This is a genomic window from Empedobacter sp. UBA2044 (assembly GCF_002333005.1).
GTDB classification, from domain to species: domain Bacteria; phylum Bacteroidota; class Bacteroidia; order Flavobacteriales; family Weeksellaceae; genus Empedobacter; species Empedobacter falsenii_B.
On record NZ_DDBA01000027.1, the window covers coordinates 1 to 26,838 of the forward strand.

The following is a 26,838-nucleotide window of genomic DNA, read 5'->3' on the forward strand; positions in this document are numbered from 1 at the left end:
ATTTTTGGGTGCAGTCCAAAAACTTGGTGGATTTTTCATTTAAACTTGAGACTATAATTAATTACAATTATCTACAAGCAACACTTCTTCTGGATTCAGCGTATCATATTTCATCAATACAACTTCGTCCACGTCTGCTCTAGATCGTAAAGTAACTTCATAAACTTCATCATTTACAGGATATTGTATCGTTGCTTTCGGACGTTTAAATGTTCCGCTAGTTTCCACAACAACACCTTCTACGCATTTCCCTGTTTTAGCCAATTGATCTTCTAATTGACTTTTCGAATATTGACTAAATCCGAATGCAGCAAGTCCTAAAATTGCGATGACGATATAAAAATATTTTTTCATAAAATTAAAATTTAATGTTTCGTATTAGTTTTGTTTGAAACAAATTTAGATTCAATTCTATCGTTATAAAATCCCTATTATTAGCTAATTTTCAATCTACAACATTTTTTATTAATCATTAATTGATCAATACTAAATAAATACTGAGATTGTACAGCAAGTAAAAGTGCTGCTGTCGCACTTAACCAAACAGAATAATTAAAAGTAACTTTTACACCAAAGGCAATATACATAGCTAGTGCAAAAATTGTTAAAAGTAAAAATGTACCTAGTGCTGTAATCCTAGTTTTAAATCCTATTAATAATAAAATAGAAAATAGAGTTTCTAAAAATGCCGCACCATAGGCTCCTAATTCACTTAAATATTATGGAAGAAAAAAAGTTAACGTAAGAGTATAATCTTCAAAAGATGCCAATTCCCCCAAGACACGTTTTCAGTCCAAATTCCAAAACGGTCAGCAACTGCTAAAAGCATGGAAAAAGCCAAAGCTATTCTTAAAAAAAACTGAGGAAGTCCTTGTTTTGGCATAAGTATAAATTATTTTATACGACAAAACTAAATTAATGCTTCCTCAAAAATCTTAAACCAGATTAAGAAAGATTATTCGTAACTATTTTTCTTTTTCATGTTTGGTTTTCAACGCATAAAGTGCAAAAGTTCCCAACCAATGACTTCCCATATAATCGTCATTTGTAATATTATTTAAGGAATAATTGAGATGAATTTGCGCAATTTTATTCAAATGTTTAAACTCTGGTAATTTATGTTCGATTTGATACAAAGCCGTTGCACGACTAAAATTTAACCCATCCAAATGCACCAAATGTCCATCTGTACGATCCGAAACTACACCAGGTTTCAAGTCAAAATTCTTTTTTTGTAACTGAGGCAAAAATCCTTTTAACCATTTCTTATACTCATCATTTTGTTGAATTTTAGACATAATTAACGCTTCTTCCAAACAAGCCGAAAGAAAATCTGATCCACTTGGTTCGAAAGCAATATTGCAACTTTTATCTTTTAAATAAAGACGATTAGCATTATCAATAATCACTTTTTGGAATGTTTTATCATTCACAGAACGTGCATAATCTATCGCTAAGCTTAAACCAAAAGCCGTATTATCATGCGTTCCTGTACGAATTGGATAAACTAATTTCGGCAGATATTCTTTGTATCGAACAATAATCAAATCACTCAAAGGTTTCAGATTTTTTGCCCAAACTTGCGCATCTTTATCTTGCCAATTATTCAATTCCATTTGCAATTGTAACAACCATGCCCAACCATAAGTACGTTCGAAATTCTTATTATTTTTATCATTGAAAAAGGCCATTTCGACCGCAACATTTTCTGCTGTAATCAATTGATTTAAGTCATTTCTAACCTGATTATTTTGATCCAATTCAGGAAAATCTTTCAACAATTTCACAATCGACCAAAATCCATGTACAGACGAATGCCAATCAAAGCAACCATAAAAAATTGGACGTAATTGCTTTGGCGTTTTCAAATCCTGATCACTTCCCAAAACATTTCCTAGTTTATTCGGATACTCAGTCTTGATACAATGCGTTGGTAATTCAAATATTTTTTTGGCTTGATCTAAGTGTAATTCTTGGGAAAAAGCAGTCGTCGTCAATAAAGTTGTTAAATAGAGTAATTTTTTCATCAAAATGTTTTTACCAAATTAATAATTTTTATTCGAGTCCAAGAATTTTTTCAATTCTTCTTTTGCTTGTAAACTTTCAGGAAAATTTTTTACATTTTGTTCAAAAAACTGTTTTGCTAAATCATTTTTCTTTTGTTTTACGAAATAATTTGCAACATTGTTAATATACGTTTCCGTTGGTTGAAACGTATAATTTAGCTTTTTTGAGATCGTTTCAAACGATTCTTTTACCAAATTTGGTTGATTCGGAATCTCTTTAATATTCACACGATAACCATCAAACTGCCAACGCAAATAATCAATCGAGCCAATCATCGGAACCGAACCATGTTCTTCGTCAACATATTGTTTGTAATGATAATTCAACGATTTATTCATCGAAGATTTCAAACTTTCGTCCACCTTTTTTATACTTTGATAATGATCACGTAAATGATCTGCATTTTGACTTTCACCAACTTGTGTTATCATCAAAAATCGATTCTCGAAAGAATGATTTTCTACATTTTGATAAAGATTCAATAATTCTTTGTTGTTAAACCAAATACTTGGATCGTGCGCAACATATCCATTGAAAGTTTTGGGATGATTGTATAAAGTTTTCAACGCAAAATAACCACCCAAAGAATGTCCTATTAACAAACGAAAGTCATTCACACGATAATTTTTCTGCATAAAAGGAAACAATTCAGTTTGAATAAAATTGAGGAAATTAACATCATTTACATGTGTAAAATCTTTTGTCCGATCACCATTTTTATTTGTAATTCCGACAATGATCGATTCGGGCATTTCTGGATAAAAACCAGATTGAAATTTAGAAACTACACCTGTTAAAAACGTAAAATTAGATTCGGCATCTAACACATAAATCACAGGATAATTTACTTTTTGAAGTTTATCATTAGAATACGATTCAGGAAGATTCACCCAAATTTCTCGTTCAGTAGTTAAGATTTTAGAATTTATTTTTTGAATTTCAGCAATTGATAATTTTTCTTGCGAAAAACCGATTTGAGAGAAAATCAAACAAAATAAAAGTAGGAATTTTTTCATGTATAAAATTTTTCTAAAAATAATTATTTAGAATTATTCTACATAAATGATTTTAGACAGAAAAAACGACCTCATCAAGAAGTCGTTTTTTTATATAATTTGATTTTTTTTAACTAAAAATATTCCATTTCAAGCCAAGTTGAAATTTGAAATCTCGATACGGAACATTTGGCGCTGCAAAATAATCAGGTTGTTTTGTAAACGACGCATTGATATGCTCACCACGAATGTAAAAACGCATATTACGAACCTTGAAATTGATAAAAACATCCAAAATAGGATAACCTCCAATCTCTTGTATACTTGCTGGATTTTGCAACGCAAATTCATTAAGAATCGGGATATAACGCAAACCATTGTATTTCGTAAAATATGTTGCATTAATACCAGCTTGCAGTTGAGCATTCTTGTTGAATAATTCTCCTTGCCAATACAACGTTTCACGAATCAAGAAATCTGGCAAAGGCATATATTCTTCGTTTTTCGTTACTTTTTGATATTGCGCTGTCGAAACTAAATTAATCTTTCCGAAACGTAAATGATTTTCACCTTTTATCTTGAAATAATTAATGTTATCCGCCAATTGCTCATAATTCAAATTTTCATTCAAATATACTTTATTATCAATGTTATAAATTGAAGCTTCTAAAGTCGTGTTGACTTTATCTAACTTTAATTTTGCAAATAAATTTTGAACATTTTCAGTTTGAAATTTATTTACGTAATTAAAATTATTAAAGAAACTTTGATTATAAACCGCATTCAAAGAAGGAAGTTTTGACTGAATAACTGCTCCAGCACTCAATGTGTAACCTTCTATCGGCGTCACATCTAAAACTGCATCTACATTATAAACACTTTTGTAATTATCAGATTGCAAATATTCAACATTTCCGTAAAGTTTCAATTTTTCATTCCAATCAAAATCCACTTTTCCAACAACTCCAAAAAGATTTTCCTCTATTTGCTTTGGAACTGCAACAATCGTCATGGCTTGATCAGCAAAAACACGTAAATTCTGGAATTTAACACCAGCCTCTATCTTCACACGATCTGTCCATTGAAAACCAGCAGTTGTCGTATTGGATAAATCTGTAAAACTCTTTTTACTTCTATAATCCATTCCAGTGATAATCGGCGTAGAATATAAAGTTCCATTTGGAGACGTATCCTCGTAGCGATATTTTTGTTTTTCGTACGAAAATTTATTCTTCAATTCGATTGGATTATAAAAAGTCGAATCTTTTTCATTCATCTTTTTTAAGATTCCGTACGAAGCATTCAATTCTATTCGACGCGCATCAAATTCAGATTTTGCTGTTTGCGAATTCAACGGAATATTACGAACATTCGTCATTCTACGGTCATCTTGCAAAATAAAATCGTTGACATCTTCTATACCACCGTTTTCATTATTTTTCAGATTTTGTGCTGCATAATTCCACCACAATTTGAAACGCTCTGATTTTGTTTTATAGTTTGACGAAAAAACAAAGGTATTATTCTGAGCTTTTTCATGACGATAACGACCTTCGGAAATTAATCCACGATAATGAAACGTATAATTGAATTGCTTGTTGATATTATGCGAAAATGTCGAAGACAAAAAGTTACCTTCTTTAACACCATTCTCGTAAATAAACTCGGTATATGGCGTTTTCACATCATAATATTTGATATCATTTGCGTAATAATAGTTGTATTTTTTACCAGTTGGCAACATCGACGGATTGAATGGTGTATTTTGATACTCCAAATCCACCACTACACCACCAACATTCGGAAAAAATAATTTTCCGAACGCATCTTTGCGAATAAAATTTTGATTATAATAGTTTTTGATACTTAATGTCGTATCCAATACTTCTGGTTTTCTGCCATTCGTCCAAAACTTATAATCGTCGATTTTGGTTTTATAATATGTAACCGAATCATTTGTTGATGATCCTTTTAATGGTTTTAAAACTTTTATCGAATCCTCTTGAGCCTGCGCTAGAATAGCTCCTAATAAAAATAAACCAATGATTGTTTTTTTCATCCTGTTGAATAAATCCTTACAAAAGTAATCTAAAATTGAGAGATACAAAAAAACCCACTTATTTCTAAGTGGGTTAAATATTTTATAAATCTTTCTTAAAAAGTGAAAGTCGTTCCGTCAGCGCCATCTTTTAGTTGGATACCTAATGCGCTTAATTGATCACGAATCTGATCAGATAAAGCCCAATTTTTATCCACACGTGCCTGATTACGCATTTCGATTAGCATTTTCACAACACCATCTAATTTGTCAGAACTTTCGTTTGCAGCTTCTGTATCTAAACCTAAAACATCATGAACAAAACCATTCATAATTGCCTTTAAGCGCTCTAAATCTTCAGCTGTAATATTCTCGAAACTATCTTTGATTGAATTAATCATTTTTACTGCATCAAATAAATGAGCAATCAATATTGGCGTATTGAAATCATCATCCATTGCGGTGTATAATTTCGCTTCTAATTCATCAATATTAACGGTAGAAGTTTTCTTTGGTGTAATTGTTTCTAATGTTTTTAATGCTTCAACCAAACGATTATATCCTTTTTCTGAAGCTAACATTGCATCATTCGAAATATCTAAAACACTGCGATAATGAGCTTGTAAGAAACAAAAACGTACAACAGCTGGATGAAATGGTTTTTCGAAGAAATCATTTTCACCATTCACTAATTGCATTGGCAAAATGTAATTTCCTGTCGATTTACTCATACGCTGACCATTCATCGTCAACATATTTGCATGCATCCAATATTTTACTGGTTCGTGACCGTTAGAACCTTTTGCTTGAGCAATCTCGCATTCGTGATGAGGAAATTTAAGATCCATTCCACCTCCATGAATATCGAAATAATCGCCAAGATATTTTGTACTCATCACTGTACATTCTAAGTGCCAACCAGGGAAACCATCTCCCCAAGGCGAAGCCCAACGCATAATGTGAGCAGGCGAAGCGTTTTTCCAAAGTGCAAAATCAACTGGATTTTTCTTCTCTCCTTGCCCGTCTAAATCTCTTGTATTATTGATTAATTCTTCGATGTTACGGTTACTCAATTCACCATAATCAAGTCCTTTTTTGTTGTAAGCTTCTACATCAAAATAAACTGATCCGTTTACTTCATAAGCAAATCCTAAATCAATTAATTTCTCCGCTAAAGCAATTTGTTCTAAAATATGTCCCGTTGCTGTAGGCTCGATTGTTGGAGGAAGTAAATTAAATTTTTCTAAAACTTTATGAAAATCGACCGTATATTTCTGTACGATTTCCATTGGTTCTAATTTCTCTAATTTAGATTGCTTTACAAAACGATCATTTTCTACATTTCCATCATCTGTTAAATGCCCAGCATCCGTAATATTACGAACATAACGAACTTTGTAACCCAAAAATTTTAGGTAACGATAAATCATATCAAATGACATAAACGTACGCACATTCCCAAGATGCACATTACTGTAAACGGTAGGTCCACAAACATACATTCCAACATTATCTTGATTAATTGGTTCGAATGTTTCTTTCTGTCCCGTTAAGGAATTATGTAATTTTAATTGATTTTCTTTTACCATTTTATAGGATTTATATTTTAAACATTAAAAGTAGTTTTCATTCCGATGTACGAAATAAACTCTTTTCTTAATTGCTCATTATCTTTAAATGCTCCACCGTATTCGGCAGTTACTGTACTTGATTCGATATCTTTGATTCCGCGCGAGTTTACACACAAATGTTTCGCATCAATAATACATGCTACATCGTTTGTACCTAACGCTTCTTGCATTGCTTTCACAATTTGCATTGTCAAACGCTCTTGTACTTGCGGACGTTTTGCATAATATTCTACAATACGATTCATTTTAGACAATCCGATTACTTTCCCTTTCGAGATGTAACCAACATGTGCACGTCCAACAATTGGTAAAAAGTGATGCTCGCAAGTTGAATAAACCACGATATCCTTTTCAACCAACATTTGATTGTAGTTATATTTATTTTCGAAAGTTGACATTCCAGGCTTACGCTCTGGCAATAAACCACCAAAAATCTCTTTTACGAACATTTTCGCAACACGTTTTGGCGTTCCTTTCAAACTATCATCTGTTAAATCTAAGCCTAAAGTTTCCATGATGTTACGGAAATCCGCTTCTATCTTTTCCACTTTTTCTTCAGCAGACAACTCAAATGCATCAGCTCTCAAAGGCGTTTCTAAGTTTGCTGAAATATGGTCGTCCCCCATTTCGTCATGAAGATGTTTATCACACATTACATAAAAATTTTAGCAAATTTATAAAAGATAGTGTTATAAAACCTTATCAAATCTCAATTTATTACATCTGAAATGATTTCTATCTTTTATCAAATCAATGAAAAGATTATCTTTGAAGTATCACAAATTCGAAAAAATGATCAAGAAAACTTACGGTATCGATTTTCTTTCGTTCGAGGATTACAAAGGAATCAAAGAAGGAAACATCGAAATTGAACTTAATGAAGCGAGTAAACAACAAATCTTAAAATCGCAACAAAACGTTGCTAAAATAGTTGCTTCTGGTCAAACAGTTTATGGAATTAACACTGGTTTTGGACCACTTTGCGACACTAAAATCTCGGAAGAAGAAACCCGTCAACTTCAACATAATTTATTAATCAGTCATGCGGTTGGTGTTGGAAATCCAATCAAGAAAGAAATTTCTAAAACCATGTTAATTGCAAAAGCACATGCTTTATCAAAAGGATATTCTGGTGTGACTTTAGATGTTGTGGAACGAATTTTACTAATGGTCGAAAAAGATATTATCCCAGTCGTTCCAGAAAAAGGATCTGTTGGAGCATCTGGTGATTTAGCTCCATTATCCCATTTATTTTTGCCTTTAATTGGCGAAGGAAAAGTTTGGGATGGAGATCAAATCATATCGACGAAAGAAGCCTTAGTAAAACATAACCTACAACCTTTAAATTTATCCGCGAAAGAAGGATTAGGTTTAATTAACGGTACACAATTTATTTTATCTCACGCTTTACACGGCTTAAAAAAATTCGAATATTTATTAAACTTAGCAGATGTTGTAGGTGCATTATCTTTAGAAGCTTATGAAGGTTCTCCAAGTCCGTTCAAAGCCGAATTACATCAAATCCGTCCGTTTGCAGGATCAGTTTTAGTGGCTGAACGCATGCGAAAATTATTAGAAGGTTCAGGAATCGCTTATTCGCATCAAGAGTGTGGACGTGTACAAGATCCTTATTCGTTACGTTGTATTCCACAAGTACATGGTGCATCTCGCAATGCCTTTTTCCATTTACAAGAATTAGCCGAAATCGAATTGAATTCTGTTACTGATAATCCAATCGTAGTTTCAGATGAAGAAGCTATTTCAGGTGGAAATTTCCACGGTCAACCTTTAGCAATGGCTTTAGATTATGCGACAGTTGCCGCTTCTGAATTAGGAAATATTTCAGATCGTCGTCAATACTTATTAATTGAAGGGAAATACGGGTTACCAAAATTATTAACAGAAAGTTCTGGTTTAAATTCTGGCTTTATGATTCCACAATATACTTCGGCTGCATTATGTACGGAGAACAAAACCTTATGTTTCCCTGCTTCTGCCGATAGTATTCCGACTTCGTTAGGACAAGAAGATCACGTTTCGATGGGAAGTATTTCTGGACGAAAATTCAATCAAGTCTTAGATAATGTGGAACGTATTTTAGCCATTGAGCTGATGTATGCTTGCCAAGGTTTAGAATTTAGACGACCAAAACAAACAAGTCCTTATTTAGAGCAAGTTTTTGTTGCTGTTCGCTCGGTATGTCCAAAGTTAGAAGATGATCGATTAATTGGTGAGGATATCAATAATATCATTGATCTTTTACAGACAGATGATTTCCAAGATTTGATTATGAAGTTTTAATTTAAAAACAAACAAGAAATTACAATTTATGGATTTAATACAAGCAATATTAGATGTATTTACAGGAATTAATTCTATTGATGATAATGTTAAAAAGAATGATCAAGCAGGATACATTCTTACAATTTCTGCAATAATTTCAATTGCCTTATTCTTTTTAAGTGCTGACTTATTTAGTCATCAAAAAATCAATCTAATTTTAATTGCTTTAATTATTCTTAGTGTAATTTTAAGTTTTGGTTTCATCTATATGATTATCCATTTCAGAATCTGCAAACCTGCAAATTTTTGGAATTTTGTAGCCTATTTATTGAGTTTAATTCTCATTCTATCTAGCATTGGATTTTATATTATCAAATATTTTAGATTATTCACATAAATCATTATTAAAATATGTTTCGATTCCATATCAAATCCTTTATCATCGCCTTAATCATTTTTATTTTAGAAGTGCTTATTGCTTTATATGTACACGATGCCATTATCCGACCTTACGTTGGCGATATTTTAGTGGTCATATTAATTTACTATTTCATCAAAGCATTTGTTCAAATTAAACCCTTGTACATCGCAATTTTCACTCTTCTTATTGCCTTTACAGTTGAAACTTTACAATATTTCAAATTCATTGAATTAATTGGTTTAAAAGATTCAACATTAGCAAAAATGATTATCGGCACTTCATTTTCTTGGATTGATATGCTTTGTTATATCATCGGATTTGGATGTTTATTCATCATGGATAAAGAGTTGAGAAAAAACGCATAATTGTAAAAACAAAAAACACACAAAAAAAATGACATTTCAAGAACACATACAACAAGGAATTCCTACACAACTTCCTGAAAAAAAATATAGAGATCCAAACGTTAGTCACGCACCTAAGCGAAAAGAAATTCTAACGGAGGACGAAAAGAAATTAGCTTTAAAAAATGCGTTACGCTATTTTAATCCGCAGCATCATGCTGAATTAATTCCTGAATTCAAAGAAGAATTGGAAAACTACGGTCGTATTTATATGTACCGCTTCATGCCGGATTACAAAATCTACGCGCAACCTATTGATGAATATCCAGGAAAATCGCAACAAGCAAAAGCGATTATGCTCATGATTCAAAACAATTTGGATCATGCTGTAGCACAACATCCTGAAGAATTAATCACGTATGGTGGAAATGGTGCCGTATTTCAAAATTGGGCACAATACCTTTTAACAATGAAATATTTGTCGGAAATGACCGACGAACAAACGTTAGTGATGTATTCTGGTCATCCGATGGGATTATTTCCTTCCCACAAGAATGCACCTCGTGTAGTGGTAACGAACGGAATGGTGATTCCTAATTATTCGAAACCGGATGATTGGGAAAAAATGAATGCCTTAGGGGTTTCACAATACGGACAAATGACAGCCGGAAGTTATATGTACATTGGGCCGCAAGGAATTGTTCACGGAACTACAATTACCGTTTTAAATGGATGTCGTAAAATCGATTCGAACGGAACAGCTGGTAAGTTATTTGTAACCGCTGGTTTAGGTGGAATGTCGGGTGCACAACCAAAAGCTGGAAATATTGCAGGCGTGATTTCGGTAACAGCTGAAGTAAATCCTGCAGCGACTTGGAAACGCCATGAACAAGGTTGGGTCGATGAAGTCATTTCAGATTTGGATGAATTAGTCACTCGTGTTCGAAAAGCGAAAGAAGACAAAGAAGTTGTTTCGATTGCTTACGATGGAAATATTGTTGAGGTTTGGGAAAAATTTGACCAAGAAGATCTATACATCGACTTAGGCTCAGATCAAACTTCATTACATAATCCTTGGGCAGGAGGATATTATCCAGTTGGATTATCCTTTGAAGAAGCCAATGAAATGATGGCGAATAATCCAGAATTATTCAAACAGAAAGTACAAGAATCGTTACGTCGTCATGCAGCAGCTGTGAATAAACATACCGCAAAAGGAACGTATTTCTTTGATTATGGAAATGCCTTTTTATTAGAAGCTTCTCGTGCTGGAGCAGATGTAATGGCTGAAAATAATATCGATTTTAAATATCCAAGTTATGTTCAAGACATTATGGGACCAATGTGTTTCGATTATGGATTTGGACCTTTCCGTTGGGTTTGTACGTCGGGGAAACCAGAAGATTTACAAAAAACAGATGAAATTGCTTGTCAAGTTTTAGAAGAAATCATGCAGCATTCTCCACAAGAAATTCAGCAACAAATGCAGGATAACATCACGTGGATTAAAGGAGCGCAACAAAATAAATTGGTGGTTGGATCACAAGCTCGTATTTTATATGCGGATGCTGAAGGTCGAATCAAGATTGCGAAAGCATTCAACGATGCAATTGCGAAAGGTGAAATCGGAGCAGTTGTTTTAGGACGCGATCATCATGATGTTTCTGGAACAGATTCTCCTTTCCGCGAAACGTCTAACATTTATGATGGCTCAAAATTCACAGCTGATATGGCGATTCATAATGTCATTGGCGACAGTTTCCGAGGTGCAACTTGGGTTTCTATTCACAACGGTGGTGGCGTTGGATGGGGCGAAGTAATCAATGGTGGATTCGGAATGTTATTGGATGGATCTTCTGATGCTGAACAGCGTCTAAAATCGATGTTACATTGGGATGTGAATAACGGAATTGCTCGTCGCTCTTGGGCACGAAACGAGGAAGCTATTTTCGCAATAAAACGCGCCATGGAAGAAGAACCTTTATTGAAGGTGACTTTACCGAATATCTTTGATGAAAAATTACTATAATGAACCCCTTGGGTGTAATTATTAGCAGTAAAATAGATTGATTAGACATTGGTCAAGACACTGAAATACAGTATCTTGAAGTCGCTAAACAAACCAATATCTATGTCAAATATAGTAAAAAATTATTTTAGAGTTTTAGAAGTTATAAGTTCATTGAATTTTGAATTAGAATTAAAATCAGGAGTAGGTAGAAAAGAAAAAATGTCTGATTTAGAGATAGTTGCTTTGAGTTTAACTGCTGAATTTATGTCCATTTATAGTGAAAATTAGTTGTTTAAAGAGATTAACAATCAACAAATTCCCAATTTAATTGAGCGAAGTCAGTTCAATAAAAGAAGACGAAAATTGTTTTTCTTTTTAGAAGAAGTAAGAACAAAATTAGCTTCTCGGTTTTTAGAATTTGAAGATTATTTCATAGTGGATAGCATGCCGTTGGAAATTTGCAAATTTGCACGTCATAGAAGAATTAAAATCTGTAAAAATGAGTTTGAAACAGCTCCTTCAAAAGGGTTTTGTGCTTCTCAAAACAATTGGTTTTACGGGTATAAATTACATGGTGTTTGTTCCATAAATGGAATTTTTCATTCATTAGATATTACAAAAGCAGAAGTTCACGATGTTCATTTTTTGAAAAACATAAAACAACAAATGTCTGATTGCGTCCTACTTGGAGATAGAGGTTACTTATCTCAAAGCATTCAATTAGATTTATTTCAAACTGTTAATATCAAATTAGAAACACCAAAAAGAGCTAATCAGAAAGATTATAAGCCACAACCTTATATCTTTAGGAAATCAAGAAAAAGAATTGAAACATTATTTTCACAACTATGCGACCAGTTCAGAATTAGAAACAATTATGCTAAAACTTTTCAAGGTTTTAAAACAAGAATTTTAGCAAAAATAACAGCTTTAACATTGATCCAATATATCAATAAGTTCATCTTTGATAGACCAATAAACAATATTAAAAATCAAGCTATTTAATTACACCCAACGGGTTATAATGAATAAACTTATTTCTGTATTTAGCTTATTATTTATTCTCTTTTCCTGCAACGAAAAACCTAATTGTGAAGTTTTTTTTTCCAAAAGATTAAATAGTGAATGTTTAATGATTGTAGAAAATAAAGATTGGGGAACAAGTGGGAATTTAGCAATGAATGGACGAAATCCATCTAATAATGAAAAATGTAATTGTAATGAAGAAAATAGATGGTGGGCTAATTATAGAAATCAAATAAATATTGGTGACACAATCATCAAAAGAAAAGGAGAGTTAACTTTTAACATTCATAAAAAAGATACGATTATTTCTCATGAGTGGGAATGTGATGGTAAAACTTATCATCCTGACGGAAGTCTTAAAGAGATTTTATAAACTAAAAAACCACCTCATTCGAGGTGGTTTTTTGTTTTGAAAACTATCCTGAAAGAAATTAAGGATAACGATTCTTATATAGAATTGTTTAGCTGAATTCATTTCAGCTTCTCATACTTTAGGTCGAGGGTAATTAGTCCTATAGCTGGACTATGGATAAAGAAACACCGAAGAAAGACCGAACAAGCCTCCTTGTTAAGGCGAGATTAATGCCTCTAAGCACGGCATAGAGGTAGCATAGAGGCGACATAAAGGCGGCATAGAATCGGTATAGAAGACTAATAAATTAATGTTTTTAAAACGAAAATATTGAGTCAATTAAAGCAGTCCCACAAAGATAAAAACAATCGATTAGAGTTGTATTTATTATGTAAAAAAATGTCTGAATCATTTCCATTACCCTACATCAATTAATTCATGTACAACTTCTTATCCTATATCAATACATTACAAATCAGGCGGTACTAACTTTGTAAAAGAAAATAAAACAAGTTAACAATCACTAAATAATAAGAAGATGAATACAAAAAATATAGAAGCCGTTATCGCACCAAGAGAACCACATTTTGTAGGGGATGGATTTAGAGTACACAATTTTATTCCAAGTGGTTATCATTTGGATATGCGTAGAATGGATCCATTTATTATGTTAGATTACAATTCAAAATTTCATTTTCCAGCAACAGACAAACCAAAAGGTGTTGGCGTGCATCCACACCGTGGTTTCGAAACTGTAACTATTGCTTATGAAGGAAGCGTTTCTCATCACGATAGTTCTGGTGGAGGAGGAACAATTCATCAAGGCGATGTACAATGGATGACAGCGGCTTCGGGTGTTTTACACAAAGAATATCATGCCGAAGAATTTTATAAACAAGGTGGAATTTTTCAAATGATTCAATTGTGGGTAAATCTTCCTGCAAAGGATAAAATGAGCACTCCAAAATATCAAGCGATTGAACATAAAGATATTCCAACTGTAGAAGTTGAAAATGGTTTTATCGAAGTTATTTCTGGTGAATATAACCAAACAAAAGGTGCTGCATCAACATTTTCTCCTGTTAATATGCTGAATGCAAAACTGAATGAAGATGGAAAAGCTAATTTTAATTTTCCTGCAAATTACAATACCGTTTTATTAGTTATTGATGGAGAAGTAAAAGTGAACAACCAAGAAATTGTTCCAACGGATCACTTATTATTGTTTACAAACGAAGGCGAAGATTTCTCAATTGAAGCAACAAAAAATAGTGTGGTATTAATTTTGAGTGGAAAACCTTTGAATGAGCCAATCGCTTCCTATGGTCCTTTTGTGATGAATACACAAGAGCAAATTCGCGAAGCTTTTGAGGATTTTAATAACGGAAAGTTTGGTACTTTAGAAGATTAATAAACAACTTAAAAAATAAAACTCATGGAAATTAAACAAATTGATGATAAGAAAAATGGTGCTTTTGTCGTTTTAGATGGCGATAAAAAAGCTGGAAAAATGGATTACGTTTGGGCTGGTAATGATAAAATTATTATCGATCATACAGAGGTTGACGAAGCATATGGTGGACAAGGTGTTGGTAAAAAAGCTTTATTAGCCTTAGTAGATTGGGTGAGAAAAGATAATATCAAAGTAATTCCTTTGTGTCCTTTTGCAAAAGCGCAGTTTGAAAAAAATCCAGAAATTAGAGATATCTTATCTTAAGAAATAATTACTATGAATTTCGATTATACAATAATAAATCGTAATCTTAAATATTAATTAGAAAATTTATCCTGCAAGATGGTTATTTTGTAGAATAAATTTCATTTTTAATAAAAAATCATTAAAAAAAACTAATTATTTTTGCATAACTTTTTATAAGTCCATAATTTTAATAGACTTTATAAAAGCAAAAAAAACACAACCTCTCTGCATTTATTTATAATAATTGAGAGGTTTTTTTATTAAGATTTTTAGAATGATTGAACTAAAAAATATATCCAAAACTTTCAGAACTTCTAAAAGAGAAATTCATGCTTTGCGCGATGTTTCTTTGCAGATTGAAGAAGGAAAAATTTTTGGAATCATTGGTAAATCTGGTGCCGGAAAAAGCACCTTGATTCGCTGTGTTAATTTATTAGAACGACCTGATACAGGAGAAGTTTTGATAAATGGAACAAATTTATTGAACTTAAATAATTCAAAATTAACTTTAGAAAGAAGAAAAATCGGTATGATTTTTCAACATTTCAATTTACTTTCTTCGCGAACTGTAGAAGAAAATATTGCTTTTCCGATGGAATTGGAAGGTATCTCAAAAAGCCAAATAAAAACAAAGGTTGACGAACTTTTACACCTTGTTGATATTCACGAAAAAGCAAAAGAATATCCTACAAATTTATCGGGCGGACAAAAACAACGTGTTGCAATAGCGCGTGCTTTGGCTAATAATCCAACAGTTTTGTTATGTGACGAAGCGACAAGTGCGTTAGATCCTGCGACTACAAAATCTATTTTGAAATTGTTGAAAGAAATCAATCAACGATTAAATCTAACGATTCTCTTAATCACCCATGAAATGGAAGTAATCAATTCTATTTGTGATGAAGTTGGAGTGATTGAAAGTGGAAAATTAGTAGAACATGGTACAGTAGAAGAAATTTTCACAAATCCGAAAGAGAATATCACGCAAGAATTTATCAAAAATTCATTGGACATAGCTTTACCACTAAGTTTTCAGAAAAATTTGGTTGATACTTATTCAGAAAATAACTCAACAATTTATAAAATCAATTTCACGAATCAACCAAAATTCAATCAACTTATTGCAGAAATAAATTCGTTGCATAATATTGAAGCAGAAATCATAAATTCAAGAATCGAATATGCTGGAGAAATCAATTACGGAACATTTTTCTTGAAAATTAATTCAAAAGAAAACTCAGCAATCGAAACATATTTACAGCAAAATAAATTTAATTTAGAAAAAATCGGTTATGTCAGAAGCAGTTATTAATCTATTACTTAAGGGAACTTGGGAAACAGTTTTAATGACATTTGTTTCCGGATTTTTTGGTTTTGTACTTGGTCTTCCAATCGGAATATTCTTGTTTTTAACGAGAAAAGGACAATTATTAGAAAACAAATTGGTTAATCAAATTTTAGCCTTTTTTGTCAATATTTTCAGATCAATTCCATTCATTATTCTAATCGTTTGGATGATTCCTTTTACACGAAGTTTAGTTGGAACATCAATCGGCGTTTCTGCTGCCTTGGTACCTCTTAGTATTGGAGCCGCACCATTTATAGCGCGTTTAGTAGAAAATAGTTTATTAGAGATTCCTGAAGATTTGATAGAAGCAGCACGTTCTATGGGTGCAAAACCTTCGCAAATCATTTTCAAAGTTTTGTTACCAGAAGCATTACCATCGTTAATAAATGCCGCAACAATTACGTTAATTACTTTAGTCGGCTATTCGGCAATGGGTGGCGCTGTAGGAGCTGGCGGATTAGGACAAATCGGCTATCAATATGGGTATGTTGGATATGATACTTTTATAATGAATACCGTTTTAATTCTATTAATAATTATCGTTTTTATCATCCAATTTACTGGTGATTTCTTATCAAAAAAATTCAATTATAAATAATTTAAACAATGAAAAAGTTAATTAAAAATATACTTCTTACAACATTATCAGCACTTGCTTTAACAGCATGTGGAGAATCTAAAACTGATGCAAATACAATAAATGTTGGTGTAATGACTGGACCTGAATTTGAGGTTGCTCAAGTTGCAAAACAAGTTGCAAAAGAAAAATACAATTTGGAAGTAGAATTGATTACTTTCAATGATTATATTATTCCGAATGAAGCGTTGAATCAAGGTGATTTAGATGTTAATGCTTACCAAACAGTTCCATTTTTAGAAGAACAAGAAAAACAACGTGGTTACAAATTAGAACCTATTGGAAATACATTTTTATACCCAATCGTTGGATATTCTAAAAAAATAAAATCTATAAATGAATTAAAAGAAGGTAATACAATTGCTATTCCGAATGATCCAGCTAATGGAGGTCGATCTTTATTGTTGTTACAAAAAATAGGTTTAATTAAATTGAAAGATGGTGTTGGTTTATTTCCTAAATTAACTGATATTGTTTCTAATCCTAAAAAATTAGAGATTTTAGAATTAGAAGCTCCACAATTACCTCGTGTTTTAGATGATGAAAAAGTAGCGATTTCTGTTATTAATAATAATTTTGCAGGACAAGCTGGTTTAGATGCTAAAAAACAAGGAATTTTTACAGAGGATAAAGAATCGCCTTATGTCAATATCATTGTGAGCCGTGAAGACAACAAAAACGATGAAAAAGTGAAGAAATTTGTACAAGCATACCAATCTGAACAAGTTGCTAAAAAAGCAGACGAAGTATTCAAAGGTGGAGCTATAAAAGGTTGGTAAAATAATTATTTATAATTAAAAAGGCTATTCAATTGAATAGCCTTTTTGTTTATCTAACTTTTTTAATACCCTACTGCCTTATCATCTCCTCGCGGATCTGCTCCAGCTTGATACGTTCCATCCTTATTTACCAAAATTCCTTCTACACGTCCATAAGGTTTACGTTCTTTCAACTTATAACCTTTTTGTTTTAACGTTTCGCGAACATTTTCTGATATCGCATTTGGTTCATAATCGATCTGGTCTGGTAACCATTGATGATGAAATCTTGGTACTGCAACAGCTTCTTGCATCGTCATTCCGAAATCAACAACATTCAAAATTGCTTGAAAAACAGACGTAATAATTGTAGAACCACCTGGTGTTCCCACAACCATAAACAATTTACCATCTTTCTCTAAAATCGAAGGCGTCATCGAACTTAACATTCTTTTCGAAGGTTCAATCGCATTTGCTTTTCCTCCAACCAAACCATACAAATTCGGTGTACCTGGTTTTACAGAAAAATCATCCATTTCATCATTCAACAAAAATCCTGCACCTTCTACAACAACCAAAGATCCGTACGAATTATTCAAAGTAGTCGTTACAGAAGCTGCATTTCCATCTTTATCAACAATTACATAATGCGTCGTTTCCATTGATTCTTTACCGATTATTTCACCCGCTTTGATTACTGAACTAGGTGTTGCTCTATCAAACGAAAAATCTTTCATTCGATTCACATTATAACTTTTATCCAATAATTGTTTTTGCGGAACTTTTATAAAATCTGGATCACCTAAGTGTTCTGCTCGATCTGCATAAACGCGACGCTCTGCTTCTACCATCACTTGAATTGTAGAATCTGCCTGAAATCCCCATTTATTAATTGGATAATCTTCGATTGATTGAAATAACGAAACCAATGCAATTCCTCCACTTGAAGGCGGCGGCATCGAAATCACTTTAAAACCTTTATAATTTCCAGAAACTGGCGTTCTCCAAACTGACTGATATTCTTTTAAATCTTCATGAGAAATAATTCCGTTTCCACGTTTCATTTCTCTCACTATTAAATCAGCTGTTTTTCCTTCATAAAAACCAGCTCGACCTTTTTTCTGAATTAATTTTAACGTATTAGCTAAATCTTTCTGAATTAGTAAATCCCCTTCTTTCCAAGATGATTTAGACGTTAAAGCATTCGTTTTTGAATTATATTTTACAAAATCATTGTGCTTATTTGTCAATTCGCTTGCTTGTTGCTTTGTAATTTTAAATCCTTTTTGAGCTAAATTAATAGCTGGCTGAACTAATTCTTTCCAATTTAATTTTCCATATTTTTCATGCGCTTTCACCATTCCATCGACTGTTCCGGGAACACCTGCAGCAAATTGTCCATACAAACTAAGATCAGTAATTGCATTGCCGTTTTTGTCCCAATACATATCTTCACTCGCTTTCAAAGGTGCTTTTTCACGATAATCTAACGCATCAGTCTTTCCTTTTGAATCACGATAAACCAAAAATCCACCGCCTCCAATATTTCCTGCATTTGGATAAACAACCGCCAACGCAAACTGAACTGCAATAGAAGCGTCAATCGCATTTCCACCTTTTTTCAGAATTTCAACTCCAACTTTTGAAGCTTCGGGATGAGCCGTTACAACAACTCCATTGTTGTAAGATTCTTGCGCATTCAACTGAATAATCGCGAAGAATAAAACTATAATAAATGATATTTTCTTCATAAAATCGATTTAAACAAAAATACCAAACCTCCATCAATTAAGACAAAGATTTGGTAAAACATATAAACTATTTAAATTATAAACTTAATGATAAACGAGCAAAAGCAAATCGTCCTCCAGTTCCGAATTGTTGTCCAGTACGTGAATACACGAAATATCCTGCTCCTCTATTTCCTCCAATTTTCGTTTCATCAGGATAAATATCAAATAAATTATTTGCACCGATTGTTAACGAAATATTTTTGTTGAAAGCATAACCAAAACTCAAATCTGTTACAACTTTTCCGCTAAAAGTTTGCGAATCTGCCACCGTATTTGTCGCTGCATCAACTTCTCCGAAATATACATTTCTTAAGTAAACATTCCATTTATCCAATGAATAATTCAGTGATAAATTGATTTTTGTACGAGGAATCGCTGATTCTAAATAAATACGACTTGAACGATCAAAATAAGTAGACTCTTTTCCTTTTAATAAATCCGAAGCATGAACGTCGCCCACAACATTTGTTTTACTAAAAGTCGCCGATAAATCTCCACGTAATTTCCCTGCTCCCAAACGATCTTGATACGTCAAAACTACATCTATTCCTTTGGTTTCGGTATCAATTGCATTTGCGAAGAAACGCGCCGAAGTTGCATTTGCTTGTTGCAATAATTCGTAAATCTCTTTGTCTTGAGCTGATGCATTTGCTGCATTGCTTCCTGTGAAAGATCCTGTGTAAATGATTCGGTCATCAATTCTGATGAAATATCCATCAACACTCAATTTGAATTTTCCCCAATTTGCCGTTGCTCCAGCCGAAACTGATTTCGATTTTTCTTCGTTCAATTGTGGAATTCCTAATAATTTTGCAGCACGACTATCATTTGTAAAAGTTCCTGAATTAGAAATTGCTCCATCTAAGAATAAACTTGAAGTTGCGCTAAAGTATAATTGATGTAAAGATGGTGCTCTAAATCCTGTACTTGCAGCGGCTCTCAACACATAGTTTCCTAATTTGTATCGAGTCGAAATTTTTCCATTTAACGTTGATCCAAAATCTGAATAATCTTCGTAACGTAACGCAGCAGCTACTAAGAAATCTTTCGTAAAATTGAATTCAGTATCTAAATACCCCGCAACAGAATGACGATTTGCATTGACTTCGTTCGCTGGTAAAAATCCAGGAAAAGCTTGCGCTCCACCTGCTAAAGCAGTACCATTTGCAGCAAATAAAGTATTGATATTTCCGTTAAAATCTTGAACATAAATTGGCTTTCCATTTCCGTCTACGCCAATTTGACGAACTTTACCATAATTCGCATAAGATGATTCTTCACCTCCTACAATTTGATAATTCTCATAACGAAATTCTGCACCAAACGCGACATTAATTCCAGCTAAAACATCATCAAAAAAACGCGTAAAATCTAGGTTGGTTGTATTCTGCGTAAAACGATATCCACCAGCTTCAAAAGATGTTGGAGAAGATTCTTTCATCGATGCATTAACTGTATTTTTGACTCCAAAATCGATGGTATTATTTCCGTATGTGTTCGAAAAATCAACTTTCCAACCGTTAATTTCACTACGAATTCCCGCTGCTATAGAGCGATCGTAATTATTAGTTTGAATCAATGGTAAAAATCCATTTGGATAAATTGACGCTACTGTTTGATGTAACTGAGCAGGCTGACGACGAAAAGCCGCCGATTCACCCAAACGATAATTTAATCCTCCAAATGCATAAATTTCGGTTTTATCTAAAACTGGAAAAAGTGAATTAATAAAAATCGCTCCTCCTTCATTTTTTGATTGTCCAATGCGCGAAACATAATCAGCACGCGTTTCTCCACGACGCGCTAATTCTTCCTCTGTAATATCTTTTCCAGTTGGATTTGGGTATAAATCTGGTCGATTATAATCTGAGAAAATTGTTCCTGTAAATTCTTTTTGACGATTGAATGGTTGACGCTTGTCGTAAGAACCTGCAACATTTACAAATCCTCCTTTTTCACCCACTTTTACACCATAATTTACATTCGCTTGAAAAGTTTCACCATCAAAATTATCTTCTGCATTTTTCGAAAGATTTCCTCCATACGAAATTGACGCACGTAGTTTATCTGTCGAATCTTCCAAGACAATATTAATCACACCTGCAATCGCATCAGAACCATATTGAGCAGCTGCTCCATCTCGAAGAATTTCAATTCTTTTAATTGCAGAAGTTGGAATCGCATTCAAATCTGTACCAACAGAACCTTTACCAAACGAACCATTAATATTAACCAATGATGTTGTATGACGACGCTTTCCGTTAATCAAAACCAATACTTGATCTGGTCCTAAACCGCGCAAAGAAGCAGGATCGATGTGATCTGTTCCATCAGAAATAACTTGCGTATTCGAGCTAAAAGATGGCGCAACATAATTTAAGATTTGATTCAACGAAACTTGTCCTACATCTTTTGTCACCTCTTTAATATCTATCACATCAACTGGTGTTGAAGAATCTAATTGTGTACGTCCAACTGCACGTGAACCAATCAAAACGACTTCGCTAAGATCAGTATCCGAATTGATTGATTGCAAAAAGAAATCTAAAGAAACTTCATTTTCATCAAGTACATTAATCGTTTGCGTCGTTGTTGGCTCACCTATTATTGAAACAATAATTTCATACTTCCCAGGCTCTAACGTTAATTGATATAAACCATCTGCATCTGTTGTCGTCGTTATATTCGTTCCTTTTACATTAACCGTTGCTTGATCGATTGGTCCATTTACATCTTCAACCGTACCTGTGACTTTAGTTTGAGCGAATAAAAATGTTCCGCCGAAAAGAGCAGTGAGAAAAAATATTTTTTTGAGTGAGTATAATTTTTTGTTCATATTTACAATTTTAAAGTCTAGCAAATTTATAGATTTTATAGAATATAAAACAATCGTTTTTAAATAAAATAAAAGAAAAATTTAAATTAATGTTAAATAAAGATTCTATTCTAAAAATAAGATGAACAATAGAATATAGTTCTATATAACAAGTAGAGTATTGATTTTTATTAAATAAAATTTCATAAAAAAAGGAGCTCAAATTGAGCTCCTTTTTAAAATATTTGTTGAGAATTGATTATTTCAATTTCTTTTTAACCTCTACAGTTTCGTAAGCTTCGATAATATCACCTACTTGAATATCGTTGAAGTTTTTGATATTAAGACCACATTCGTAACCTTTACTAACTTCTTTCACGTCATCTTTGAAACGTTTCAATGAAGCTAATTCACCATCGTGGATCACAACTCCGTCTCGAATGATACGAATACTAGAGTTTCTGTAAACTTTACCGTCTAAGACCATACATCCAGCAATAGTACCAACTTTCGTTACTTTGAATGTTTCACGAACTTCAATATTACCTGTTACTTGCTCTTTCAACTCTGGAGATAACATACCTTCCATCGCTTCTTTAATCTCTTCGATCGCAGCATAGATAATTGAGTAAGTTCTAATTTCAACTTCTTCTTTTTCTGCAATATCACGAGCAGATCCACCAGGACGAACATTAAATCCGATAATAATCGCATCTGAAGCAGAAGCTAATAATACGTCAGATTCTGTAATTTGTCCAACTCCTTTGTGTAAGATGTTAACAATAATTTCTTCTGTCGAAAGTTTTTGTAAAGAGTCTGTTAATGCTTCCACAGAACCATCCACGTCCCCTTTCAAGATAATATTCAACTCTTTGAAATCTCCTAAAGCGATACGACGTCCAATCTCATCAAGTGTGATGTGTTTTTGTGTACGAATAGTTTGCTCACGTTGTAATTGATCTCTACGAGTTGCAATTTGTTTCGCTTCGCGTTCGTCTTCGTAAACTTTGAACTTATCACCTGCAGTTGGCGCGCCTGCTAATCCTAATATTGTAACTGGTGTTGATGGTCCAGCAACTTTGATATTGTTACCACGCTCATCTAACATTGCACGAACTTTACCATGATGAGATCCTGCTAATACATAATCTCCGATGTGTAATGTACCTGTTTGTACAATAATTGTCGAAACATATCCACGTCCTTTGTCTAATGCAGCTTCTACAACTGTACCAGATGCTTTACGTTTTGGATTTGCTTTAAGGTCTAATACCTCAGCTTCTAATAATACTTTTTCTAATAAATCTTCTACTCCTAAACCAGATTTAGCCGAGATTTCTTGAGATTGGTAAGTCCCACCCCAGTCTTCAACTAATAAGTTCATTTGAGCTAATTGCTCTTTTACTTTTTCTGGATTAGCTGCTGGTTTATCAACTTTGTTGATTGCGAATACCATTGGTACTCCAGCTGCTTGAGCGTGAGAAATTGCTTCACGCGTTTGTGGCATGATTTGGTCATCGGCTGCAATCACAATAATTGCAATATCCGTTACCTGAGCACCACGAGCACGCATCGCTGTAAAAGCCTCGTGACCTGGTGTATCTAAGAACGCTACACGTTTACCACTTGGCAATGTTACGTTGTACGCACCAATATGTTGTGTAATACCTCCAGACTCACCAGCAATTACATTTGCTTTACGAATATAATCTAATAAAGATGTTTTACCGTGGTCAACGTGTCCCATTACAGTTACGATTGGCGCACGAGTTACTAAATCTTCTTCGTTATCGATTTCTTCTTCTTCAGTTGAGATTTCTTCTTCAGCATTAGCAAATACTGCTTCGAATCCAAAATCATCTGCAACTAATTGAATTGTATCCGCTTCAAGACGTTGGTTCATGGTAACCATGATTCCCAATGACATACATGCAGAGATAACTTCTGTAACAGAAACATCCATTAACGAAGCTAATTCGTTAACCGTTACAAATTCTGTTACATGTAAAGTTTTGTCCATGTCTATTGCTTCTTGCTCTTGCTCAGCAAACTCACGACGCTCTTTACGTTTGTCTCTTCTGTGTTTAGCCCCTTTAGATCCTTTTCCTTTATTAGTAAGTTTATCTAAAGTGTCTTTAATTTGTTTTTTAACATCTTCGTCAGAAAGTTCTACTTGAGGAACTCTTGGTCCACGATTGTTTCCACCTCTAAAGTTTCCACCACCTTGACGATTGCCGCCTTGACCTCCTGGGCGATTTCCTCCTTGTCCTTGACCTCCTTGACGGTTGTTATTATTTCCTCCTCCATGGTTGTTATTACCACCTTGGCGGTTATTATTATTTCCTCCGTGGTTATTGTTACCACCTTGACGATTATTATTGTTTCCTCCGTTTTCTCCAGCTTTTGCTACATCTTCTGGTTTAACGTTTTTCTGGATACGTTTGCGCTTTTTCTTGTCAGCAGCGTTATTAGCACCTTTTTGATTCCCTTTTTTATCGTCAGTTTTTTTCTTATCAAATTTAGATAAGTCAATCTTTGCACCTGTAAAATTAGGTCCATCTAATTTTGTGTAGACAGTTTCAATTTTTTGAGGTTCAACTGCTGCTACTTCTTCAATTTCTTCTTTCTTCACTTCAGGCTTCGCTTCCGTTTTTATTTCAGGCTTTCTAACCTCTTCCACCTTTTTAGGTTCTTCTTTCTTCACCTCTTTTTTAACTTCCGCCTTCGGTGCTTCCGCCTTTTTAGGTTCTGCTTGCTCTTTTTTAGGAGCTGGAGAATCTTGCTTTTTAGGTTTACCTGTATTATTTATTTTATCAAGATCAATAACTTTTATCACTTTCGGTCCTTTCGGTTCCTCTTTTGATTCAGTTTTAGGTTCAGCTTTTGGTGCCTCCTCTTTCTTGATTTCTTCTTTCTTCACCTCTTCTTTTACCGCAGTTTTTTCTACTTTGGCTTTAGGTTTCAAAGCATCTAAGTCTATTTTTCCAACAGTCTTTGGTCCTTCCAATTCAACTTTCGTCGTTTCAATGATTTCAGGTTTCTTTTCTACTGGTTTTTCAGTTGCAGCTTTTGCTTCTGCTTCTTTTTTCTCAGCGGCTTTGATATCTGAAATTTTGTTAATGACTACTTCACCGGAAGCTTGCTTTTGTTTAGCATCAGATCGGAACTCATTAACTAAAATATCGTAAGTTGGCACATCGATTTTAGAGTTCGGATTTTTTTCTACTGTTGTACCCTTCCCTTCTAAAAAATCAACAGCTCTATCTATTGATATATTTAATTCTTTTAATACTTTACTTAATCTTATTGTTTCCGACATATGAAGCTAATCTCTTATTTTAATGTTTGCAAATGTATGAATTGTTTATGACTTGAGTATGAATTAATCTTCAAACTCTTCTTTTAACACACGGATAACGTCTAAGATCGTCTCTTCTTCTAAATCCGTACGTTTGATTAAATCATCAACATCTTGTTCTAAAATACTTTTGGCAGTATCTAACCCGATAGCACTAAATGCTTCGATTACCCATGCATCGATTTCGTCTGAGAATTCTGATAATTCTACGTCTTCGTCTTGGGCTCCTTCTCTGAAAATATCAATTTCCATTCCAACTAATTTAGAAGCTAAACGAACATTGTAACCTCCCTTACCAATTGCTTTCGAAACTTCGTCTGCATTTACGTAAACTAAGGCTTTGTTTTCTTCTTCATTAATTTCGATATTCGAAATTTTAGCTGGGCTTAAAGCGCGTTGAATAAACAAACTCATGTTGTTTGTGTAGTTAATTACGTCGATATTCTCGTTACGTAATTCGCGTACAATTGAATGAATACGAGATCCTTTCATTCCGACACAAGCTCCTACTGGATCGATACGATCGTCGTAAGATTCTACTGCAACTTTTGCTTTATCTCCAGGGATACGAACTACATTTTTGATTGTAATTAATCCGTCTAAAATTTCTGGAATTTCTTGTTCAAATAATTTCTCTAAGAATTTTGGTGATGTTCTAGATAAAATAATTTGAGGTTTTGCTCCTCTTAATTTTACGTCATCTACAACTGCACGTAATGTATCCCCTTTTCTGAAAAAATCTGATGGTATTTGATTTTCTTTTGGTAAAATCATTTCGTTTTGTTCGTCATCCATAATAATCACTTGTTTGTGACGTACATAGTGGATTTCTCCCGAAACTACTTCTCCAATTAAACCTTTAAATTTCTCGTATAAATTAGAGTTATCATGCTCCATTACTTTAGAAACCAATGTTTGGCGTAATGTTAAAATCGCACGACGACCTAATGCTTCGATCGGAATTTTTTCCGATACTTCTTCACCTACTTCAAAATCTGGCTCAATTTTACGTGCTTCTGATAATTCGATATCTGTTGCGTCGTCTTCTGAAAAACCGTCTTCTACAACGATACGGTTATGCCAAATCTCTAAGTCTCCTTTATCAGGATTTACAATAATATCAAAGTTATCATCTGTACCATATTTCTTTTTCAAAACACTTTTCAGGGTTTCTTCTAAGATTGCCATCAGCGTAATACGGTCGATGTTCTTATCGTCTTTAAAATCTCCAAAAGATTCAATTAATGCAAGATTGTCCATTA

General features: G+C 33.4%; 21 protein-coding genes and 1 pseudogene. 11 read left to right on the forward strand and 11 right to left on the reverse strand.

Translation table 11 applies throughout. The features are described from left to right. Nucleotides 1-57: 57 nt before the first annotated feature. The 7 genes from B4E59_RS04090 to folE form a co-directional block, all read right to left on the reverse strand. Nucleotides 58-354, reverse strand: a complete 297-nt coding sequence (locus B4E59_RS04090; protein WP_038335098.1) for a hypothetical protein — start codon at nucleotides 352-354, stop codon at nucleotides 58-60. Between the two features lie 80 nt (nucleotides 355-434). Beyond that, nucleotides 435-665: a hypothetical protein gene (locus B4E59_RS14585; protein WP_312067554.1), complete on the reverse strand. Its 231-nt coding sequence runs from the start codon at nucleotides 663-665 to the stop codon at nucleotides 435-437. Nucleotides 666-965: 300 nt separating this feature from the next. Then, a complete protein-coding gene (locus tag B4E59_RS04100) occupies nucleotides 966-2,027 on the reverse strand; it encodes a DUF2891 domain-containing protein (protein WP_291051567.1) in 1,062 nt (353 codons plus the stop codon). 18 nt (nucleotides 2,028-2,045) lie between these two features. Next, nucleotides 2,046-3,083, reverse strand: coding sequence for an alpha/beta hydrolase (locus B4E59_RS04105; RefSeq protein WP_291051570.1), 1,038 nt, complete (start codon nucleotides 3,081-3,083; stop codon nucleotides 2,046-2,048). Nucleotides 3,084-3,192: 109 nt separating this feature from the next. Then, nucleotides 3,193-5,121 carry a putative porin gene (locus B4E59_RS04110; RefSeq protein WP_291051572.1) on the reverse strand — a complete coding sequence of 643 codons (1,929 nt, stop codon included), beginning with the start codon at nucleotides 5,119-5,121 and terminating at the stop codon, nucleotides 3,193-3,195. Nucleotides 5,122-5,216: 95 nt separating this feature from the next. After that, nucleotides 5,217-6,689: a cysteine--tRNA ligase gene (gene cysS / locus B4E59_RS04115; RefSeq protein ID WP_280037258.1), complete on the reverse strand. Its 1,473-nt coding sequence runs from the start codon at nucleotides 6,687-6,689 to the stop codon at nucleotides 5,217-5,219. 17 nt (nucleotides 6,690-6,706) lie between these two features. Then, the gene (gene folE, locus B4E59_RS04120; protein WP_291051576.1) at nucleotides 6,707-7,384 is read right to left on the reverse strand and encodes a GTP cyclohydrolase I FolE; all 678 of its coding nucleotides are present in this window, start codon (nucleotides 7,382-7,384) and stop codon (nucleotides 6,707-6,709) included. Between the two features lie 139 nt (nucleotides 7,385-7,523). Here folE and hutH point away from each other — a divergent pair, with 139 nt between their 5' ends. From hutH to metQ, 11 genes and pseudogenes are all read left to right on the forward strand, one after another. Then, a complete protein-coding gene (hutH, locus tag B4E59_RS04125) occupies nucleotides 7,524-9,032 on the forward strand; it encodes a histidine ammonia-lyase (RefSeq protein WP_291051578.1) in 1,509 nt (502 codons plus the stop codon). A 28-nt stretch (nucleotides 9,033-9,060) separates the two neighbouring features. Then, a complete protein-coding gene (locus B4E59_RS04130) occupies nucleotides 9,061-9,411 on the forward strand; it encodes a hypothetical protein (RefSeq protein WP_291051580.1) in 351 nt (116 codons plus the stop codon). Nucleotides 9,412-9,425: 14 nt separating this feature from the next. Then, nucleotides 9,426-9,800 (forward strand): ribosomal maturation YjgA family protein, encoded by a 375-nt coding sequence (locus B4E59_RS04135; protein WP_291051583.1) that lies wholly within the window; start codon nucleotides 9,426-9,428, stop codon nucleotides 9,798-9,800. Nucleotides 9,801-9,828: 28 nt separating this feature from the next. Next, on the forward strand, nucleotides 9,829-11,808 hold the full coding sequence (gene hutU / locus B4E59_RS04140) for a urocanate hydratase (RefSeq protein ID WP_291051586.1): 1,980 nt from the start codon (nucleotides 9,829-9,831) through the stop codon (nucleotides 11,806-11,808). 102 nt (nucleotides 11,809-11,910) lie between these two features. Continuing rightward, nucleotides 11,911-12,795 (forward strand): annotated as a pseudogene (locus B4E59_RS04145) (IS982 family transposase). A 127-nt stretch (nucleotides 12,796-12,922) separates the two neighbouring features. Beyond that, nucleotides 12,923-13,189 carry a hypothetical protein gene (locus B4E59_RS04150; RefSeq protein ID WP_291051589.1) on the forward strand — a complete coding sequence of 89 codons (267 nt, stop codon included), beginning with the start codon at nucleotides 12,923-12,925 and terminating at the stop codon, nucleotides 13,187-13,189. Between the two features lie 517 nt (nucleotides 13,190-13,706). Then, the gene (locus B4E59_RS04155; RefSeq protein WP_291051592.1) at nucleotides 13,707-14,579 is read left to right on the forward strand and encodes a pirin family protein; all 873 of its coding nucleotides are present in this window, start codon (nucleotides 13,707-13,709) and stop codon (nucleotides 14,577-14,579) included. Between the two features lie 24 nt (nucleotides 14,580-14,603). Further along, complete coding sequence (locus tag B4E59_RS04160; RefSeq protein WP_291051595.1) at nucleotides 14,604-14,885, forward strand: GNAT family N-acetyltransferase; 282 nt, start codon at nucleotides 14,604-14,606, stop codon at nucleotides 14,883-14,885. A gap of 256 nt (nucleotides 14,886-15,141) precedes the next feature. Beyond that, on the forward strand, nucleotides 15,142-16,179 hold the full coding sequence (locus B4E59_RS04165) for a methionine ABC transporter ATP-binding protein (protein ID WP_291051598.1): 1,038 nt from the start codon (nucleotides 15,142-15,144) through the stop codon (nucleotides 16,177-16,179). Then, a complete protein-coding gene (locus tag B4E59_RS04170; RefSeq protein ID WP_291051601.1) occupies nucleotides 16,160-16,813 on the forward strand; it encodes a methionine ABC transporter permease MetI in 654 nt (217 codons plus the stop codon). The genes B4E59_RS04165 and B4E59_RS04170 overlap by 20 nt, the downstream gene beginning before the upstream one ends. Before the next feature lie 8 nt (nucleotides 16,814-16,821). Beyond that, nucleotides 16,822-17,631 carry a methionine ABC transporter substrate-binding lipoprotein MetQ gene (metQ, locus tag B4E59_RS04175; RefSeq protein WP_291051604.1) on the forward strand — a complete coding sequence of 270 codons (810 nt, stop codon included), beginning with the start codon at nucleotides 16,822-16,824 and terminating at the stop codon, nucleotides 17,629-17,631. Between the two features lie 62 nt (nucleotides 17,632-17,693). Here metQ and ggt read toward each other — a convergent pair whose 3' ends face one another. The 4 genes from ggt to nusA form a co-directional block, all read right to left on the reverse strand. Then, entirely contained in the window at nucleotides 17,694-19,361 is a 1,668-nt protein-coding gene (gene ggt / locus B4E59_RS04180) for a gamma-glutamyltransferase (RefSeq protein WP_291051607.1), read from the reverse strand. 76 nt (nucleotides 19,362-19,437) lie between these two features. Further along, nucleotides 19,438-22,239, reverse strand: a complete 2,802-nt coding sequence (locus B4E59_RS04185; protein WP_291051610.1) for a TonB-dependent receptor — start codon at nucleotides 22,237-22,239, stop codon at nucleotides 19,438-19,440. A gap of 238 nt (nucleotides 22,240-22,477) precedes the next feature. Further along, a complete protein-coding gene (gene infB, locus B4E59_RS04190; RefSeq protein ID WP_291051613.1) occupies nucleotides 22,478-25,537 on the reverse strand; it encodes a translation initiation factor IF-2 in 3,060 nt (1,019 codons plus the stop codon). 63 nt (nucleotides 25,538-25,600) lie between these two features. After that, complete coding sequence (gene nusA / locus B4E59_RS04195; RefSeq protein ID WP_038335048.1) at nucleotides 25,601-26,836, reverse strand: transcription termination factor NusA; 1,236 nt, start codon at nucleotides 26,834-26,836, stop codon at nucleotides 25,601-25,603. Nucleotides 26,837-26,838 lie beyond the last annotated feature (2 nt).

What these genes read in the sequence shown, in the direction of transcription:
- cysS (WP_280037258.1), bottom strand. Translation starts at nt 6,689, where the DNA reads ATGGTAAAAGAAAATCAATTAAAATTACATAATTCCTTAACGGGACAG.
- metQ (WP_291051604.1), top strand. Translation starts at nt 16,822, where the DNA reads ATGAAAAAGTTAATTAAAAATATACTTCTTACAACATTATCAGCACTT.
- B4E59_RS04160 (WP_291051595.1), top strand. Translation starts at nt 14,604, where the DNA reads ATGGAAATTAAACAAATTGATGATAAGAAAAATGGTGCTTTTGTCGTT.
- ggt (WP_291051607.1), bottom strand. Translation starts at nt 19,361, where the DNA reads ATGAAGAAAATATCATTTATTATAGTTTTATTCTTCGCGATTATTCAG.
- B4E59_RS04170 (WP_291051601.1), top strand. Translation starts at nt 16,160, where the DNA reads ATGTCAGAAGCAGTTATTAATCTATTACTTAAGGGAACTTGGGAAACA.
- B4E59_RS04110 (WP_291051572.1), bottom strand. Translation starts at nt 5,121, where the DNA reads ATGAAAAAAACAATCATTGGTTTATTTTTATTAGGAGCTATTCTAGCG.
- hutU (WP_291051586.1), top strand. Translation starts at nt 9,829, where the DNA reads ATGACATTTCAAGAACACATACAACAAGGAATTCCTACACAACTTCCT.
- hutH (WP_291051578.1), top strand. Translation starts at nt 7,524, where the DNA reads ATGATCAAGAAAACTTACGGTATCGATTTTCTTTCGTTCGAGGATTAC.
- B4E59_RS04165 (WP_291051598.1), top strand. Translation starts at nt 15,142, where the DNA reads ATGATTGAACTAAAAAATATATCCAAAACTTTCAGAACTTCTAAAAGA.
- B4E59_RS04130 (WP_291051580.1), top strand. Translation starts at nt 9,061, where the DNA reads ATGGATTTAATACAAGCAATATTAGATGTATTTACAGGAATTAATTCT.
- B4E59_RS04135 (WP_291051583.1), top strand. Translation starts at nt 9,426, where the DNA reads ATGTTTCGATTCCATATCAAATCCTTTATCATCGCCTTAATCATTTTT.
- B4E59_RS04090 (WP_038335098.1), bottom strand. Translation starts at nt 354, where the DNA reads ATGAAAAAATATTTTTATATCGTCATCGCAATTTTAGGACTTGCTGCA.
- folE (WP_291051576.1), bottom strand. Translation starts at nt 7,384, where the DNA reads ATGTGTGATAAACATCTTCATGACGAAATGGGGGACGACCATATTTCA.
- B4E59_RS04105 (WP_291051570.1), bottom strand. Translation starts at nt 3,083, where the DNA reads ATGAAAAAATTCCTACTTTTATTTTGTTTGATTTTCTCTCAAATCGGT.
- B4E59_RS04185 (WP_291051610.1), bottom strand. Translation starts at nt 22,239, where the DNA reads ATGAACAAAAAATTATACTCACTCAAAAAAATATTTTTTCTCACTGCT.
- B4E59_RS04155 (WP_291051592.1), top strand. Translation starts at nt 13,707, where the DNA reads ATGAATACAAAAAATATAGAAGCCGTTATCGCACCAAGAGAACCACAT.
- B4E59_RS04100 (WP_291051567.1), bottom strand. Translation starts at nt 2,027, where the DNA reads ATGAAAAAATTACTCTATTTAACAACTTTATTGACGACGACTGCTTTT.
- nusA (WP_038335048.1), bottom strand. Translation starts at nt 26,836, where the DNA reads ATGGACAATCTTGCATTAATTGAATCTTTTGGAGATTTTAAAGACGAT.
- infB (WP_291051613.1), bottom strand. Translation starts at nt 25,537, where the DNA reads ATGTCGGAAACAATAAGATTAAGTAAAGTATTAAAAGAATTAAATATA.
- B4E59_RS04150 (WP_291051589.1), top strand. Translation starts at nt 12,923, where the DNA reads ATGATTGTAGAAAATAAAGATTGGGGAACAAGTGGGAATTTAGCAATG.